The following is a 14,182-nucleotide window of genomic DNA, read 5'->3' on the forward strand; positions in this document are numbered from 1 at the left end:
GCGCAACAATGGGCCAATGAGAGATGCCGTCATCGTGGCGACCGCGCGCACTCCCGTTGGCAAACGCAATGGCGGCTTGTCCGGCGTTCATCCCGTTGACCTGGGTTCTTTTGCGCTCAACGCGCTCGCCGTCGACCCGGCTCTGGTCGATGATGTGATTTTCGGCTGTGTCTCGCAATCTGGCGAGCAGTCCTGGAATGTGGGCCGCAATGTGGTGCTGGCCGCCGGGTGGCCGGTGACGATCCCCGGAACGACCCTGGACCGCCAGTGTGGCTCCTCGCAGCAGGCCATCCACTTCGCCGCCGCGTCGGTGGTCGCCGGGCACGCCGACCTGATCGTGGCCGGTGGCGTCGAGGCGATGAGCCGGGTACCGATGGGATCGTCAGCCGGGACGGCACAGCCTTACGGCCCCTTGGTTCGCGCCCGGTTCGCCGCGGAGGAGGGGTTTGACGCCGAGGCGCAGATCCCGTTCTCGCAGGGCGTCGGCGCCGAGATGATCGCTTCGCGGTGGGGCTTTACCCGGTCTCAGCTAGACGAATACGCCCTCGCGTCGCATGAGAAGGCTGCTGCCGCGTCGTTCGCTGACGAGATCACGCCCGTTGCCGGAGTTTCGGCCGACGAGGGCATCCGGCGCGACACGACCCTGGCCGCCCTCGGCGCTCTAAAGACACCGTTCAAGCAAGACGGTGTGGTCACGGCTGGATCGGCCTCGCAGATCTCAGATGGCGCGGCCGCCGTCGCGGTAACGACTTCTTCCTTCGCCGCTGAGCATGGGCTAACGCCCCTGGCCCGGATTCACACCGCCGTCGTCGCCGCGGACGATCCCGTCATCATGCTGACCGCCCCGATCCCGGCCACTTTTAAGGCGCTGCAACGCTCGGGTCTGTCCATTGACGACATCGGCGTGTACGAGGTGAACGAGGCCTTCGCGCCCGTGCCGCTAGCTTGGCTGGCCTCAACCGGCGCGCGTGCTGACCGGTTGAACCCGCGTGGGGGAGCGATCGCCCTGGGCCATCCGCTTGGTGCGACCGGTGCCCGGCTCATGACGTCGATGCTGCACTACCAACGCGACAACGGCATTCGCTATGGCCTGCAAACGATGTGTGAGGGTGGTGGCATGGCCAACGCCACCATCCTCGAGTTGCTCTAGCTCACGGGCACGGCTCGGTATAAGTGGTGTGGTACGCGGTATAAGCGCCCCAGTGATAGCTCGGGTCACCGGGACACTGGCTAAACGTCGAGCCGCCGACCAGGTTCGAGTAAGTCGCGTCGCTGAAGTACGCGACGTAGGTGATGACACCGCCCTGAACCTTTGTCTCCGCGTTCGCCGGCGCCGTGCCCATCGCGATGGTGAGCCCCACCGCAGCCGCTATTAATGCCAACCGTTTCATGAGTCCTCCACATATCCATAAACGTAAATGGAACGATACGGCTAGTGGACTGTGTTCGCTAGGGCCACAAAGCGGGATGATGGGTGCATGCGGATAGGGAACATGGAGATTCGGCCGCTCGGCGGCGCATGGGGTTGCCTGGCGATGGTCCTCATCTCGGTCCTGCTGTCAGTGCTGTGCACGGTCGGAGCCAACGTACTGATCCGCTAAGGTTCCCGCGGGCCACCGCGTAAGCGCTCAACCCGGTGCCCGCGCTAGACGGCACACCCGCTCGCCAAAGGGCCGCCTCAATGGCATCGATGCGCAGCCACGTCAGCTGGAGATGCCGCGCCACACGCTGGCTCAGCAGTGACTTGCCGATGCCGGGCAGACCGCCAAGACAATCAGCATCAAGCCGGGCGGGCGACGGTGATGACGGCTCCTTCATGGCGGGCCTGCTCGGCGGCGAACGTGGCCAGGTGCGAATTGAGCGTCTGCGCCGGACCGGACAGGATGTGGCTGCTATCGCCCGTGGCCACGGCGATCACGAAGGCTTCCATCAGCCCGAAGTCGCCGCCGCCATGGCCACCGGCCGCGTCGGCCCCGGCGGTCTTTGGCCGGTGTTCCGTGGCCGTCCTGGTCACGAAGTCGTGCACGGTCACGGTCTCGCCGTCGCACACCAGCTCACCGCGCGTGCCAAAGACCCGGGTGCGCCTGTGCCCACCGGTATTGAAGGCGTTCATCGTGAACGTCGCGCTGACCCCGCCGTCGAATTCCATCGCGACCACTTGGTGGTCAACGACATCGTTGTCGCACGCGTAAACGCAGCGCCCGTAAGGTCCTTCGCGCAGTGCCGCGGTCAGCGCCTCTTCCGTGAACACAGGCGTGACAACCGAAAGCGGCCAGCGGTGCTCGCCCGCGTGGAGGCGGCCGAAGTAAAGGCGCGGGGCCGAGTAGGGGCAGTCTGGTTCAACCGAACAATCAAGACAGCGGTCAGCCGCACCGTCGGGCCGGTTCTCCGGGCGGAAATGCCGCAGACCGCCAAAGCTCGACACCCTAGCGATGTCACGGCCCACGATGTGCTGAAGCCAGTCGATGTCATGGCACGACTTGGCCAGCAGCATGAAGCTCGACAAATCCTCACGGCGCCAGTTTCCGCGCACGAACGAATGCGCCTGGTGCCAGAAACCGACCGGCTCGTGGTGCTGCACCGAGACGACCTCGCCGATCGCGCCACCATCAACAAGCTCTTTAACCAACTGGGTGTACGGCGAGTAGCGCAGCACGTGGCACACCGCGAGCATCACGCCGGCCTCGTTCACGGCGTCGACGATGCGCACACAGTCCTCGGGCGACGGTGCTAGCGGTTTCTCTAGCAAGATGTCATAGCCACGGGCCGCGGCCGCTATGGCCGGGCCAGCGTGATCCTTGTCCTGGGTGGCGATGATGACCGCGTCGATCCCGAGATCCGCGGCGAGCAGCTCCTCCCAACCGGAGAAGGCCGCATCCGGGCTGATGCCGTGGGCGGTAGCGAACCTTTCCCGGCGTTCGGCGTCAGGCTCGGCGACGGCCGCGAACTCGATCCGGCCGGGATTGCCAAACGCCCACCGGGCGTAAGAGTTCCCCCGATCACCCGCGCCGATCAGCGCTAGACGCACGACACCCACCAGGCCACCTCTGCTCTCACGACGTTCTGGCCACTATAGGTAACCGTTTACCATGAGGCAACCGCAGGTCACTATCCATATAGGACCCGCGGCTGGTGTCAGGCGAAGGTGAAGCCGCCCGGACGGCGGTTGCGCGACGCGAGGAGCCCCGCGATCGTGGCGATGGCGATCTCAGCCGGAGTTTGCGAGCCGATATTCAGGCCGATCGGGCGCTGGATGCGGTTAATGGCGTAGTCAGGGACGTTGCGTGCGCGTAACGCCTCAATGTGCGGGGCGGTATGCCGGACGCTGCCCATGACACCGATCCACCGCGACGGCAACCGCAACAGGGCGTCGAGGGTCGCGCCGAGCTCGGGCCGGTCGTGGTCGGTCACCACGATGTCGGTATGTATGTCGACGAAGTCATCGCGGGGGGCCGTGGCGACGTCATCGGCGTTGCGCCACTCGGCGAACGCGAGCCGCCCGGAATCGGGTTCCAAAAGTACCGTTTTGAAGCCAAGATCCCGTCCAAAATGGAGCAGGTAATCGCTCACCGGTGAGATAAAAACGCTGACCAGGGTGCGGGGCTCAGCATTGGGGGGCAATTGCCCGTGTGCCATCGCGCAGGCCGGATCGCCTGAAAGATGGGAGTGCGCCATGGCGAATACTCTGCCATGAAACGAGCCTTTTTCGCGACGTTTCGTTGACGGCCGCAATATCGGCACCCAGTATGAGTGGATGGTTGATTCAGCAGCTCTGGCCGGGTTCGCCGGTCTGCTCGCGGATCAGACGCGAGCGGCCATGTGCCTGGCGCTGCTCAACGGCAAGCCCTGGACCATGGGCCAGCTGGCCAAACACGCTGGCGTGGCACCCTCAACGGCCAGCGCCCACCTCACTTTGCTCGTGGCCGGCGGCATGCTCGCCGACGAACACAAGGGCCGGCACAGATATCTGCGGTTAGCCGACCGCAAGATGGCTGGCCTGCTCGAAGACATCCTGTCGCATATCGATTCCGTCGAGCCCAAGGCCGCGATGGCCCGGGCCCGCACCTGCTATGACCACATCGGTGGGGAATTAGGCGTAGCCATCTCCGACGCGATGCTGCGCCAGAAACTCATCGTGGACTCGGGCTTCGCCCTCACCAAAGACGGCCTGGCCTGGCTCGAACAGGTCGGCGTCGACGTGGCCGCCCTGCAGGCCACCCGCCGCACCCTGGCCAGACCGTGTCTGGATTGGACAGAGCGGAGGTTCCACCTAGCCGGGGCGGCAGGGGCGGCGCTGTGCCGGACCGCCTTTGACAGCGGCTGGATCGAACGAACCAAGTCCGAACGCGCCCTGCGCCTAACCCCCGCCGGGACTGCCGCCTTCGCCGGCCTGCTCGGCGTCACCCCCGAATCGCTGTCCTAACGACAGGCCGCGAAGGTTTACGCGGAGCGGAGGATTTCCGCCGCAGGCAGGATGGTGCTGGCGGCTGCCGTCAGGCCGGTCGCTCGCAGGTGCTTTTCGACCAGGTGCAGGCCCACCGGGTACCCAGCGAAAGGTGGTAGGCCTTTGGGTTGTTGGCCGAAGCGAATGGCGGCGTCGTCGCCGAGCACGTAAGCGGGTGTGTTCTGCATCCCGGTCACGCCGAGGTCGGCGGTGATGCGCGCCAGCGCGCCAGCGAAGGCATCAGCTGAAAGTGAACGGCCCCAAGGACCGCGAGCCTCAGCACCGTAGAGTTCCTCGACGAATGCCTCCGCAAGCCCTTCCGTGACAACGTGTTCGCCAACCGTCACGGTCATCGGGTTCCACGCGACGTTGTGGTAACGCACCTGGTGGTGGAACTCGTGCACGGCGCAGTAGGCGAGTTTGCCGATGACCTCATCGCTCGGCCAGCCGATGAGGTAGAGCCAGCCGGGCATCCCGCCCATGCCGTAATATCCGCCGGTGCTCGCCAGATGCGGGTCGCCGGGATCGCCGAGCATGAACAGCACCCGCAACGATTCTGGGCCTGTGATGCCCGGCACCGAGGCTGAAAGGTGTTGCCACGCTTGGTCTAGCGCGTGTGCGATCTGACCGCGGACATCAGCGGCGACGAGGCGCTCCAGCGCGCGAAGGTAGCGATCGTCGTCACGGTCGACCCGGCAGCCGCCGCCAAAGTGGTGCAGCTCAACAATATCGCCCTGCATGGGCACATGTGCATACATGGGTGCGAGCAGGTCGCGAAGCGCGGCGGGACGTTCACTCAACGGCCGCCGCATCAGCGCGGACAGTTCAGCGAACGTGTCGATAACGTCAATTTCCATGTGGCCCAAGCTAAAACCTCCCGCTACGGGAGGGTCAAACAAATGAGATGCCCAGCACGGCCCTCATCCGGGATCATCAACGGATGCGCACGCATGAGCTGCCCTTCAACGCCGTCATCGACGACTCTGACACGCCTCACGATGTCATCGATGCGCTGATTCTGGCTGCCTTCACCACGGGCGAGCAGCCCTACGCGCACACCGCCCGGCTGTCTAAGGTGCTCAAGGACGCTCCGCTGCGCCCCAAGACCGGGGAGGTCACACGAGTCGCGACCAACAAGAACCACCGCGCACACCTCGTGATGGGCGATGGCTGGACCCTGCGCGCTGTGCGCTGGGAAGGCAACACCGCTGAGGTGACGGTCACGGCGACCAGCGATGAGCTGGCCACGCGGATTCTGCTGGAAGCCACACGCGACGCCAAGGACAAGCGCAAGGAGCCCAAAGACCATGTGTCCATGGGGTTCTGGCATCTGAGCGGACACGGCCCACGCCGTCAAAACCGCCGCATCACCACGCCCGACTGGCAGCTCATCCGCCGCAACTACCACGCGCCAGTCGCGTCCACTTTCGACAAACTCATGACCCTCAGGCCCGAAACGCTTCCGGGCCGGATCCTTCTGCTGCACGGGCCGCCCGGCACCGGCAAGACCACGGCGCTGCGGGCGCTGGCTCAGGCGTGGAGCGATTGGTGCCAGGTCGACTGCATTCTTGACCCCGAAAACCTCTTTTCCAACAGTGGGTACTTGATGGCCGTCGCCATGGGAGATGAGGAAAGCAAACGCAAGTGGTGTCTGCTGATCATCGAGGATTGCGATGAGCTGATCTCACCGTTGGCCAAACAGGCCAGCGGTCAGGCATTGTCCCGTTTGCTGAACCTCACCGACGGGCTGCTCGCGCAAGGACGCAACGTGCTCATCGGCCTGACGACCAACGAGCCGGTGTCCCGCCTGCACCCAGCGGTCGTCCGGCCGGGGCGTTGCCTGGCGCAAGTTGAGGTCGGCGCACTGTCCTATGCGGAATCCGTCGCATGGCTGGGCACGCCGTTGGGCGTGCGCGACGGTGGCGGGACGCTCGCGGAACTCTATGCGCTGAAGAACGGTTCGGCGGACTTGACGCATCAGGCCGCGGAACCGCCGACGGGGCTATATCTGTAGCACCGGTTTGATCGCGTCGAGGACCGGCAGACTGTCCAGTTCGGAGGGCTTTACCCAGGTGGGGGACAGGACCGCGCCGTCAGGCTCGGGACGCAACTCACCTGAGGTGACGCTCACGGCGTACACGATGAAAATGCCGTGGAAGTCAATGCCACCGGGCAGGTGGCGATAGTCGGAGCCGACGTGCAGGAGCTGGCCGGTCTCGACGGTTAGCCCGGTTTGCTCGCTGAAGGCCCGCGTGACCGCCTCGCGTGGGTCTTCGCCATGTTCGATGCCCCCACCGGGAACCGTCCACTTGCCGGCGTCGCCGTAGGCGCTGCGGCCAATGTGGACAAGCAGGAGCGCGTCTCCGTCGCGGGCCAGGCCGCAGGCGGAGACTCGCTGAACTTGTCTAGTCAACGTCACGGTGCTGAGGCCTGCCGTTCATTCTGACCCGCTGTCCTAACCCGTATGTTGCCAAGTATGTTGCCAAAGATACGCATCGCGGCGCTAGCCGCACTGGCATTGACCGCTCCGTTGCTGGTCATCCCGAGTGTCGCGGCAGGTGCGGCCGCGCCGGTGAAGAAGGTCCTCGTCGTTGGCATGGACGGTCTTAACTGGGCCAAGGTCATTGAGGCCAGTGCGCCCACTTTGGACGGTTTGGCTGCGAATGGAACGCTTGGGCAGAGTTTGCTCTACTGCGGCACGGTCGCTGCTTCCTCCAGCGGTCCGGGCTGGTCAACCATCGCTACGGGGACGTGGCCCGACAAGCACGGGGTCCGCGACAACACGTTCAGCGGCAAGCAATATGGAACGTACCCCGACTTCCTGACCCGTCTTGAGCAGGTGAACTCCTCGCTGTCGACGCTGTCCATCCTGGACTGGAAGCCACTGCACGCTCAGGGGACGTTCGGTGCCGGGGTGGACTCGCGGATCACCTATGACGGTGACGCCAACGGCTACGTGGGCGAAGACGTCAAAGTCACCAACGACGCCGTTTCCCGCTTGCGTGACACCAATGTGGACGCGGCGTTCGTCTACCTGGGTAACACTGACGTCGTGGCACACGCCAGTGGCACCGGTTCCGCTTACATCAACGCCATCAACAAGCAGGACCAGCAGCTCAAGCAGATGCTCGACGCGGTCGCCGCCCGGCCAGGTTATGCCAACGAAGACTGGCTGATCGTCGTCACCACCGACCACGGGCACGCCGTGCCGGGCGGTGGCCACGGCGGCTGTGGCATGGACGAGCGGCGGACGTGGATTCTCAGCAACAAGGGCGGCGGCATCAGCCCCATCGACACCCGCCTAGTCGATGTCGCCCCAACGGTTTTCTCGCATCTCGGGGTGAGCGTTGACCCGTCGTGGAATCTGGATGGCAAGCCGGTGAACGTCCGCTCGTCGGATCCCTTCGACGCCTTGCCATTGCAGTCGCGGGTGCACGAGACCGGCATTGCGTCATCGGTGCTCGGCTGGACCCCTAACGGCCCGTCGGGCTGGAGCGTGCTGAGAAACGCCATGCCAAGCGGTGGCGTGACCGAATGGCGCGGGTGGTCTTTTAGCAATGAGGAGTTCTGGACGCGTACGCAATCGTCGCAGAATCGCGAGAATGGCTTGCGGACACGGGGAATTTTCGCCGTCGCCGATTCCGATGAGTTCGCTGACCGGTCCGGCGGAACGTCTTTCGACTCCACTTTGGTCAGTCCCGCGTTCACGGTCTCGGGTGGCGCCTACACGTTGCGTTACGTCACGCACTATCTGCAGGAGGGCAGCCAGACCGGTGACGTGCTGGTGTCCTACAACGGCGGTGCTGACGTGCTCGTGAAGCGCTACAGCGCGGATGCCCGCGCGAAGGTCGAAGCCTTGTCGCTGACGGCACCGGCTGGCACGACGTCGGTTCGCGTGAAGTTCCGTTATTACAACGCTTCCAACAACTGGTACTGGGTTATCGACGATCTGCGGATCAGCTAACCGCCCTGTGGGCGGCCCTTTCGCCGGGGCCGCCCCTCACCCGGCTTTGATGACGGCGGCGATGTGCCTTAGCCCAGCGGCGAAATCCTTGGCGCTGGGCGCTCCCGCCGGGTCGACGAGCCACTGGTTGTAGACGCCCGGGATGATCGCCGAAAGGATCGCGCCCACGGTCCGTTTCGTCGTGACATCGATGTCCTCGGTGTCGAGGAAGATCTGGGCTAAGCCTTCCCGGCCGAGATCGGTCGCCTGAGCCAGTTGCTCCTTGAGTGCCGAGTCGCGTTCGGCGTGCATGGAGATCTCGAAACTCGCCTTCCACAGGTTGGGCTGGCTCTCGAATGACCTGATCAGCCCGGCGATCATCGCCTCGAAGCGCGACGCCGGATCCTGCTGATGCGCGATCGTGAGCGCGTGGGCGACCTCGTCGCCCCATTCTCCAATGGCTTCGACCATCGCCTGGGTCAGCAGAGCGTCCTTGGAGCCGAAGTGATAGCCGATCGAGGCGAGGTTCGTGCCGGAAGCGGCCACGATGTCGCGTGCCGTCGTCCGGGCGTAGCCACGCTCGAGCAGGCACTTCTTGGCCCCTTCGAGCAGTTGTTCGCGATGTCCCACGAGGAGATCATATACACGTACGTTCTATACAGATGTATTAAACACTTGTATAGTTCCCCGCATGATTTCCGTTCATGGGCTGACGAAGTCCTTTGGCTCGGTTCCCGCGTTAGCGGGCATCGACCTAGAAGTGCCCGCTGGGCAGGTCTTCGCCCTTCTCGGCCATAACGGCGCGGGGAAGACGACGCTGGTGCGCATCCTGTCCACCTTGCTACTGCCAACTTCCGGCACGGCGTCAGTCGCGGGGCATGACGTGGTGCGCTCACCACGCGCCGTGCGCAAGGCCATTAGCTTGACCGGGCAGTATGCCGCCGTTGACGAACTGCTCACGGGCGCGGAGAACCTGCGCATGATGGCCCGCCTGTGGCGGGTGAAAGTCGAGGTGCCGTCAGTGTTGGCGCGCTTTGACCTCGCCGATGCTGGCAACAGGCAAGTCAAAACCTATTCCGGGGGTATGCGCAGACGACTCGACTTGGCGATCAGCTTGCTGGCACGGCCGTCGGTGCTGTTCCTTGACGAACCGACCACAGGGCTGGATCCGCTTGGGCGGGCAGGGGTTTGGGAGATGGTGTCCACATTGGCCGCTGACGGTGTGACGATTTTCCTGACGACGCAATACCTTGAGGAAGCCGACCGGCTCGCCTCGCACGTCGCCGTGATGGATCACGGGAAGATCATCGCCTCGGGGACACCAGCATCGCTGAAGTCCCGTGTCGCGGGCGGGCATCTGTCTCTGACGTTCACTTCACCCGCCGCGCTCGCAGCGGCGGCGTCATTGCTGCCTTCCGCCGTCGCTTCGGCCGATGACCTGACGCTTCAAGTGGCCACGGATGGCAGCTTCGATGAGGTGCGCCGAATTGTTAATCAGGTGGATGGCGTCGCGGAGGTTTCCTTGAGCAAGCCCACTTTGGACGATGTATTCCTGCAACTCACCGGCACGGGGAGACTGTCATGACCGACGCATTGGTGATGTCCGGCCGCAGTTTGCGGCACCTCACCCGATCGCTGGATGCCTTGCTGCTCAGCGTGATCCTGCCGGTCACCATCCTGCTGATGTTCGTTTACGTCTTCGGCGGGGCGATCACCACGGGCACGGCTTACATCAATTACGTCGTCCCCGGCATTCTGTTGCTATGCGGGGGATATGGCGCCGCGCAGACCTCGCTTGGCGTCGCTAACGACATGCAAACCGGTGTCATTGACCGGTTCCGGTCCATGCCGATCAACGGCGCGAGTGTGCTGACCGGTCACGTGGTGGCCGGGGTCGTACGCAACTTCCTGCCGACCGCGCTCGTCGCCGGCCTGGCCGTGCTGATGGGCTTCCGCCCGGCGGGTGGCTTGGCACAGTGGGCCGGTGCCGTGGGCGTGCTCATGCTTTACATGACCGCGATCGCGTGGCTGTCCGTCTGCTTTGGACTGATCGCCAAGAGCACGGAAGGGGCGGGGGCGTTTCCGTTCTTCATCCTCTTCCTGCCTTACGTGAGCAGTGCTTTCGTGCCCACGTCGACGATGCCGTCAGGGTTGCAGTGGTTCGCCGAGCATCAGCCCGTCACGCCGATCATCGAAACCGTGCGCGGACTGCTGATGGGCACGCCACTGGGCAACTCAGCCTGGCTCGCAGTCGCATGGAGTCTGGGGATCCTGCTCGTGGGCTATGCCTTGGCCCGCACGCTGTTTCGCCGCGGCGCTTCTCGCTAGCGGTCCGCTAAGCCCGCCGCTGTTGAGCCCGCCGCGCAAGGCACGCGGCGGGCTTCCTTAACGGATCAGCTCGCCCGCCGGTACTGAGCGGGGGAGCCAGACGTGGCACCGTCTTCGAAGGCGCCAGCCGTGCCGCGGTTGATGTGCCAGGAGGTCAGCGTGCTGACCGTCGCGTTGGCGTTGGCACGATCGGAGACCACCCGCAACTTCGTGGTCCAGCGCTGCGGCGTGACCTCGTAGAGGTCGTAGCCGTAACGGTTACCTTCGAAATACTGCAAGTGCGGGTTGGCCGAGCCCATGATGGGACCGTTCGTGGCGTTCCACGACGCGGAGTAGGCGCTCGATGTGGCGGAGTGCGCCACGAACTCCGTGCCGAACTTCGGCGAGGACAGGTTGTCGAAGTCGGGGCGGATGTCCTGAATGAACGCGCTGTGCCAGTCGCCCGTGATGACGACGAAGTCCTGGAGGCCAGCGTTGTAAGCACTGGTGAGCAAGGACTTTCGCTCGTTGAGAAAGCCGTCCCACTGGTCGGTGAACATGTAGGAGCCGCCGGGTGAGCCGCGCAGTTGCGAAAGCATGATGGAGTTCACCCAGCAGTGCCAGCCGCCATTGCGTGATGTCACCGTGTTCAGCAGCCAATCTCGTTGGCGCGCACCAAGAATCGTGCCGTCGCTCAAGTTCTGGTCCGAGCGGTACTGCCGCAGATCCAAGACGACCAGTTCAAGCAGGTCACCCCACTGGCGGTAGCGGAACAGCTGTGGGTCGGGCAGCGCCGTGTCGCCTTCGAGGCCGAGCGGCATGTGTTCATACCAGGCTTGGTAGGCGGCCGAACGGCGCTGAACGAACGTCGCCGAACCCGTTGAGCCGGAGTAGTCGTTGACGACCTCGTGATCGTCCCAGGTGAGGAACCACGGGTGCGCCGCGTGCGCGTCGCGCAGGAGAGCGTCGCCCTTATACAGAGCCGAAAGCTTGCGGTAGTCGCTCAGCGTATACGCCGTGCCCAGCTCAGAACCCTCGTATGTGTAGTCGCCAAGGTGCACCACGAAGTCGAGGTTGCTGTCCTGGGCGATGTCACGCATACCGGCGTATTCGCCGGACTGGTAGTTCTGGCAGTTCAGTGAGGCGAACCGGACTTGGCTGATGCTGCCCACCGGAGCGGTCTTCGTCCGGCCGGTACGCGACGTGACGCCCATGGCGGAGAAGCGATACCAGTAGCGCTGTCCCGGGGACAGTCCGTTGACGAGCACGTGGACGCTGTGTCCAAGAAGGACAGACGCCGCCACCGAACCCGTGGCGACCACGTTGGTCATGCCCGCGTCCGTGGCCACCGCCCAGTCCACTTGCACAATGTCGGGCAGCGGCTGGACATCAGCCAGCGGCGACGGAGCCAGCCGCGTCCACAGGACGACACTGTTCGGCAGCGGATCACCGGAGCCCACGCCGAGCGTAAACGGCGACGGATCCCATGTGGCGCCAAGGGCCTGGGCCGCGGCATGAGCCTGCGCCGGGCTCAAATGACGCATGAGTGGCCAGGCGGCGGTGAAGCCACCCGCCGCCGCGGCGGCACGCAAGAGGTTGCGCCGGCTGATCGTCATCACATGCTCCCCGGGGTCAGGGCGAGCGAAAGCGCATCGGCGTAACCGTCGTTGGCGTTGCCGCCAGCGCGAATGAACAACACCTCAGCGCGGGCCGAGCGGCTGCCCACGGGCACGAACCCGGTGGCCGATCGCAGGAACAGCCCGGTGGCGTTGCCGCGGTCAGTCGCGGTGACGGGTCCAAGGACGACGGTGCTCAAGGTTTGCCCACTCGCGTTGAGGAACGTGACGGTGAACTGGGCGCGGTCGTTTTGCGAGGTCCACCCGCCGAGCCAGGCTTCCAGGTCATAACGGGTCGTGCCGGTGTCGATCCCGGCCGGGTTGGGCAGCGTGACCGTCTGCGTCATGCGGCTGCGTGCCACGGTGCCACCGGCGAAGAACCGTGCACCGCGGTTTCCTGGGCCGGGGCCGGTGCTCGTTGGGTACCCACTGGTGTCGTAAAGGATCGCGGCTGGCGCACCCTCGGCCGTGACCCAGCCGGTGAGCCCGTTTTCGGCACCCGGATTGGTGAGCAGATTGGTGCCCGGGACGCTGACGCTCAGCGAGATCGAGTCGGCGTAGCCGTCGTTGGAGGTCCCGCCGGTGCGGGTGAAAAGCAGCAGGACGCGCGCCGACCGGCTTCCCGGAGGCACTGTCCCGTTAGCTGTCCGCAGATACAGACCGGTGTTGTTGCCGCGCTCCGACGCCGTGACCGGGCCGAGCACGACCACCCCAAGGGGAAGTTGCGCGCTGTCAAGGAATTCGACCGATAGCCGCACGCCATCGTCCTGCGCGGCATAGCCGCCAAGCCAGCCGCTAAACGAGAAACGCGCTCGTCCCGCGTCCACATCGGACAGCAGGGGTAACGCGATGGTTTGCTGTAGCCGGGTGCGCGCTACGCTCCCGCCGCCGAAGAAACTGGTGCCACGGTCAGTGGGCCCGGGGCCGGTGCTGGTGGGGTAGCCACTCGCGCCGTAGGTGATGACGGCGGCTTGGCCTTCCAATGTGGTCCAGCCATTGAGGCCGCTTTCCGCGCCTGGGTTCGTGATCAGATTGCCGCTCACGCCCGGCAGCCTTCTGTGCGCAGGTGACCGTCACGTGAACGAAAGGCTATGGCGGAGGCAAGTCGTGGCGGCCGGCGAGGAACTCCTGTAGCCAGATCTTGGCCTTGATAACCGGCCGCCGATAGCGGTTCTCCCGCAGCTCCGCCCGGGCTAGCTTGCGCGGCTTGTTCTTGTATCGCCAGCGGGCCCACGGAGACCCGGGCCGTCCTAATCGACATGCCCCAATATAAAGGAACAGCGGGACGAATAGCCCGAGCAATCCGGTCCAGATCTTGCCTTTGAGAAGGGTGATGACGGCCAGTACTAAGTGGAACGCCCCGATACCGGCTCCGAGCAGCCACGGAGCGCCCTCTTCGCGCGCGAGCAGAACGTCATCGACGGCGACGGGCTTGAGTCCCAGCACGAGCAAACCCGTCAGGGCCACCGCCACGAAGACCGCGTCAATGGAGGTGCGGCCGCGTTCCTGCCAGTAGACGTCGTCGAGATGCAAGATGAGCGCGAACTCGTCGAGCACCAGAGCCGAGCCAATGCCGAAGATCGCGGCGCAAACCGACCGCGTCACCACCTCTTCGCCAGTGATGGCTAGCCCGGCGATGCCACCAGTGAGCATGAAGATGACACCGAACACGACGTGATGAATGTGCATCCCGCCCGGCTTCACATTGCCCGGCCACCACTTCACCTGAGCCCGGATCATCCGCACCGAAAGCCGGATGAACAGGAAGCCCACGACCACGCCCAGGAAGAACCAGAACAAGGGCAGGCGGCCAGATTCATCGAGATGCCTGAACCAACCTGCGCCCACATCTAGAAAATAGTCCGGCAGCTG

General features: G+C 64.7%; 16 protein-coding genes. 7 read left to right on the top strand and 9 right to left on the bottom strand.

Annotated elements, in window-relative coordinates:
- The first annotated feature begins 16 nt into the window (after positions 1-16).
- Positions 17-1,150 (top strand): thiolase family protein, encoded by a 1,134-nt coding sequence (locus A3E1_RS0105900; protein ID WP_020519823.1) that lies wholly within the window; start codon positions 17-19, stop codon positions 1,148-1,150.
- A gap of 1 nt (position 1,151) precedes the next feature.
- On the opposite strand, the gene A3E1_RS0105905 is transcribed toward A3E1_RS0105900, so the two are convergent.
- The gene (locus A3E1_RS0105905; RefSeq protein WP_157631329.1) at positions 1,152-1,391 is read right to left on the bottom strand and encodes a DUF6289 family protein; all 240 of its coding nucleotides are present in this window, start codon (positions 1,389-1,391) and stop codon (positions 1,152-1,154) included.
- An 87-nt stretch (positions 1,392-1,478) separates the two neighbouring features.
- On the opposite strand from A3E1_RS0105905, the gene A3E1_RS48795 reads away from it, so the two are divergent.
- Positions 1,479-1,601 carry a hypothetical protein gene (locus A3E1_RS48795; protein ID WP_281167362.1) on the top strand — a complete coding sequence of 41 codons (123 nt, stop codon included), beginning with the start codon at positions 1,479-1,481 and terminating at the stop codon, positions 1,599-1,601.
- A gap of 179 nt (positions 1,602-1,780) precedes the next feature.
- Here A3E1_RS48795 and A3E1_RS0105915 read toward each other — a convergent pair whose 3' ends face one another.
- Positions 1,781-3,037 (bottom strand): Gfo/Idh/MocA family protein, encoded by a 1,257-nt coding sequence (locus A3E1_RS0105915; RefSeq protein ID WP_020519826.1) that lies wholly within the window; start codon positions 3,035-3,037, stop codon positions 1,781-1,783.
- Positions 3,038-3,135: 98 nt separating this feature from the next.
- Positions 3,136-3,675, bottom strand: a complete 540-nt coding sequence (locus A3E1_RS0105920; protein ID WP_020519827.1) for an XdhC family protein — start codon at positions 3,673-3,675, stop codon at positions 3,136-3,138.
- A gap of 79 nt (positions 3,676-3,754) precedes the next feature.
- Between A3E1_RS0105920 and A3E1_RS0105925 the strand changes: the two genes are divergently transcribed.
- Positions 3,755-4,423: an ArsR/SmtB family transcription factor gene (locus A3E1_RS0105925; protein ID WP_020519828.1), complete on the top strand. Its 669-nt coding sequence runs from the start codon at positions 3,755-3,757 to the stop codon at positions 4,421-4,423.
- 17 nt (positions 4,424-4,440) lie between these two features.
- Here A3E1_RS0105925 and A3E1_RS0105930 read toward each other — a convergent pair whose 3' ends face one another.
- Positions 4,441-5,301: a DUF2268 domain-containing protein gene (locus A3E1_RS0105930; RefSeq protein WP_020519829.1), complete on the bottom strand. Its 861-nt coding sequence runs from the start codon at positions 5,299-5,301 to the stop codon at positions 4,441-4,443.
- Between the two features lie 83 nt (positions 5,302-5,384).
- Here A3E1_RS0105930 and A3E1_RS0105935 point away from each other — a divergent pair, with 83 nt between their 5' ends.
- Complete coding sequence (locus tag A3E1_RS0105935) at positions 5,385-6,458, top strand: DUF5925 domain-containing protein (RefSeq protein WP_040390583.1); 1,074 nt, start codon at positions 5,385-5,387, stop codon at positions 6,456-6,458.
- Here the strand turns inward: A3E1_RS0105935 and A3E1_RS39140 are convergent.
- On the bottom strand, positions 6,447-6,863 hold the full coding sequence (locus A3E1_RS39140) for an NUDIX hydrolase (protein ID WP_020519831.1): 417 nt from the start codon (positions 6,861-6,863) through the stop codon (positions 6,447-6,449). The genes A3E1_RS0105935 and A3E1_RS39140 overlap by 12 nt on opposite strands.
- 57 nt (positions 6,864-6,920) lie before the next feature.
- Here A3E1_RS39140 and A3E1_RS0105945 point away from each other — a divergent pair, with 57 nt between their 5' ends.
- Positions 6,921-8,408, top strand: a complete 1,488-nt coding sequence (locus tag A3E1_RS0105945) for an alkaline phosphatase family protein (protein WP_157631330.1) — start codon at positions 6,921-6,923, stop codon at positions 8,406-8,408.
- Between the two features lie 36 nt (positions 8,409-8,444).
- Here the strand turns inward: A3E1_RS0105945 and A3E1_RS0105950 are convergent, their stop codons facing one another.
- Complete coding sequence (locus A3E1_RS0105950; protein ID WP_020519833.1) at positions 8,445-9,017, bottom strand: TetR/AcrR family transcriptional regulator; 573 nt, start codon at positions 9,015-9,017, stop codon at positions 8,445-8,447.
- A gap of 61 nt (positions 9,018-9,078) precedes the next feature.
- Here A3E1_RS0105950 and A3E1_RS0105955 point away from each other — a divergent pair, with 61 nt between their 5' ends.
- Together A3E1_RS0105955 and A3E1_RS0105960 are read left to right on the top strand one after the other, a co-directional pair.
- Positions 9,079-9,972, top strand: a complete 894-nt coding sequence (locus A3E1_RS0105955) for an ATP-binding cassette domain-containing protein (protein ID WP_020519834.1) — start codon at positions 9,079-9,081, stop codon at positions 9,970-9,972.
- Positions 9,969-10,715, top strand: a complete 747-nt coding sequence (locus A3E1_RS0105960; RefSeq protein ID WP_020519835.1) for an ABC transporter permease — start codon at positions 9,969-9,971, stop codon at positions 10,713-10,715. The genes A3E1_RS0105955 and A3E1_RS0105960 overlap by 4 nt, the downstream gene beginning before the upstream one ends.
- Before the next feature lie 65 nt (positions 10,716-10,780).
- Here the strand turns inward: A3E1_RS0105960 and A3E1_RS0105965 are convergent, their stop codons facing one another.
- Genes A3E1_RS0105965 through A3E1_RS0105975 form a run of 3 tightly spaced genes read right to left on the bottom strand, consistent with a single transcriptional unit; the run spans position 10,781 to position 14,158 of the window.
- Positions 10,781-12,310, bottom strand: coding sequence for an alkaline phosphatase D family protein (locus A3E1_RS0105965; protein WP_020519836.1), 1,530 nt, complete (start codon positions 12,308-12,310; stop codon positions 10,781-10,783).
- Positions 12,310-13,353: a hypothetical protein gene (locus A3E1_RS47900; RefSeq protein ID WP_020519837.1), complete on the bottom strand. Its 1,044-nt coding sequence runs from the start codon at positions 13,351-13,353 to the stop codon at positions 12,310-12,312. Before A3E1_RS47900 ends, A3E1_RS0105965 begins: the two co-directional genes overlap by 1 nt.
- A gap of 46 nt (positions 13,354-13,399) precedes the next feature.
- The gene (locus A3E1_RS0105975) at positions 13,400-14,158 is read right to left on the bottom strand and encodes a hypothetical protein (protein ID WP_020519838.1); all 759 of its coding nucleotides are present in this window, start codon (positions 14,156-14,158) and stop codon (positions 13,400-13,402) included.
- Between the last annotated feature and the right edge of the window lie 24 nt (positions 14,159-14,182).

The organism is Catelliglobosispora koreensis DSM 44566 (assembly GCF_000379685.1).
Lineage (GTDB): Bacteria > Actinomycetota > Actinomycetes > Mycobacteriales > Micromonosporaceae > Catelliglobosispora > Catelliglobosispora koreensis.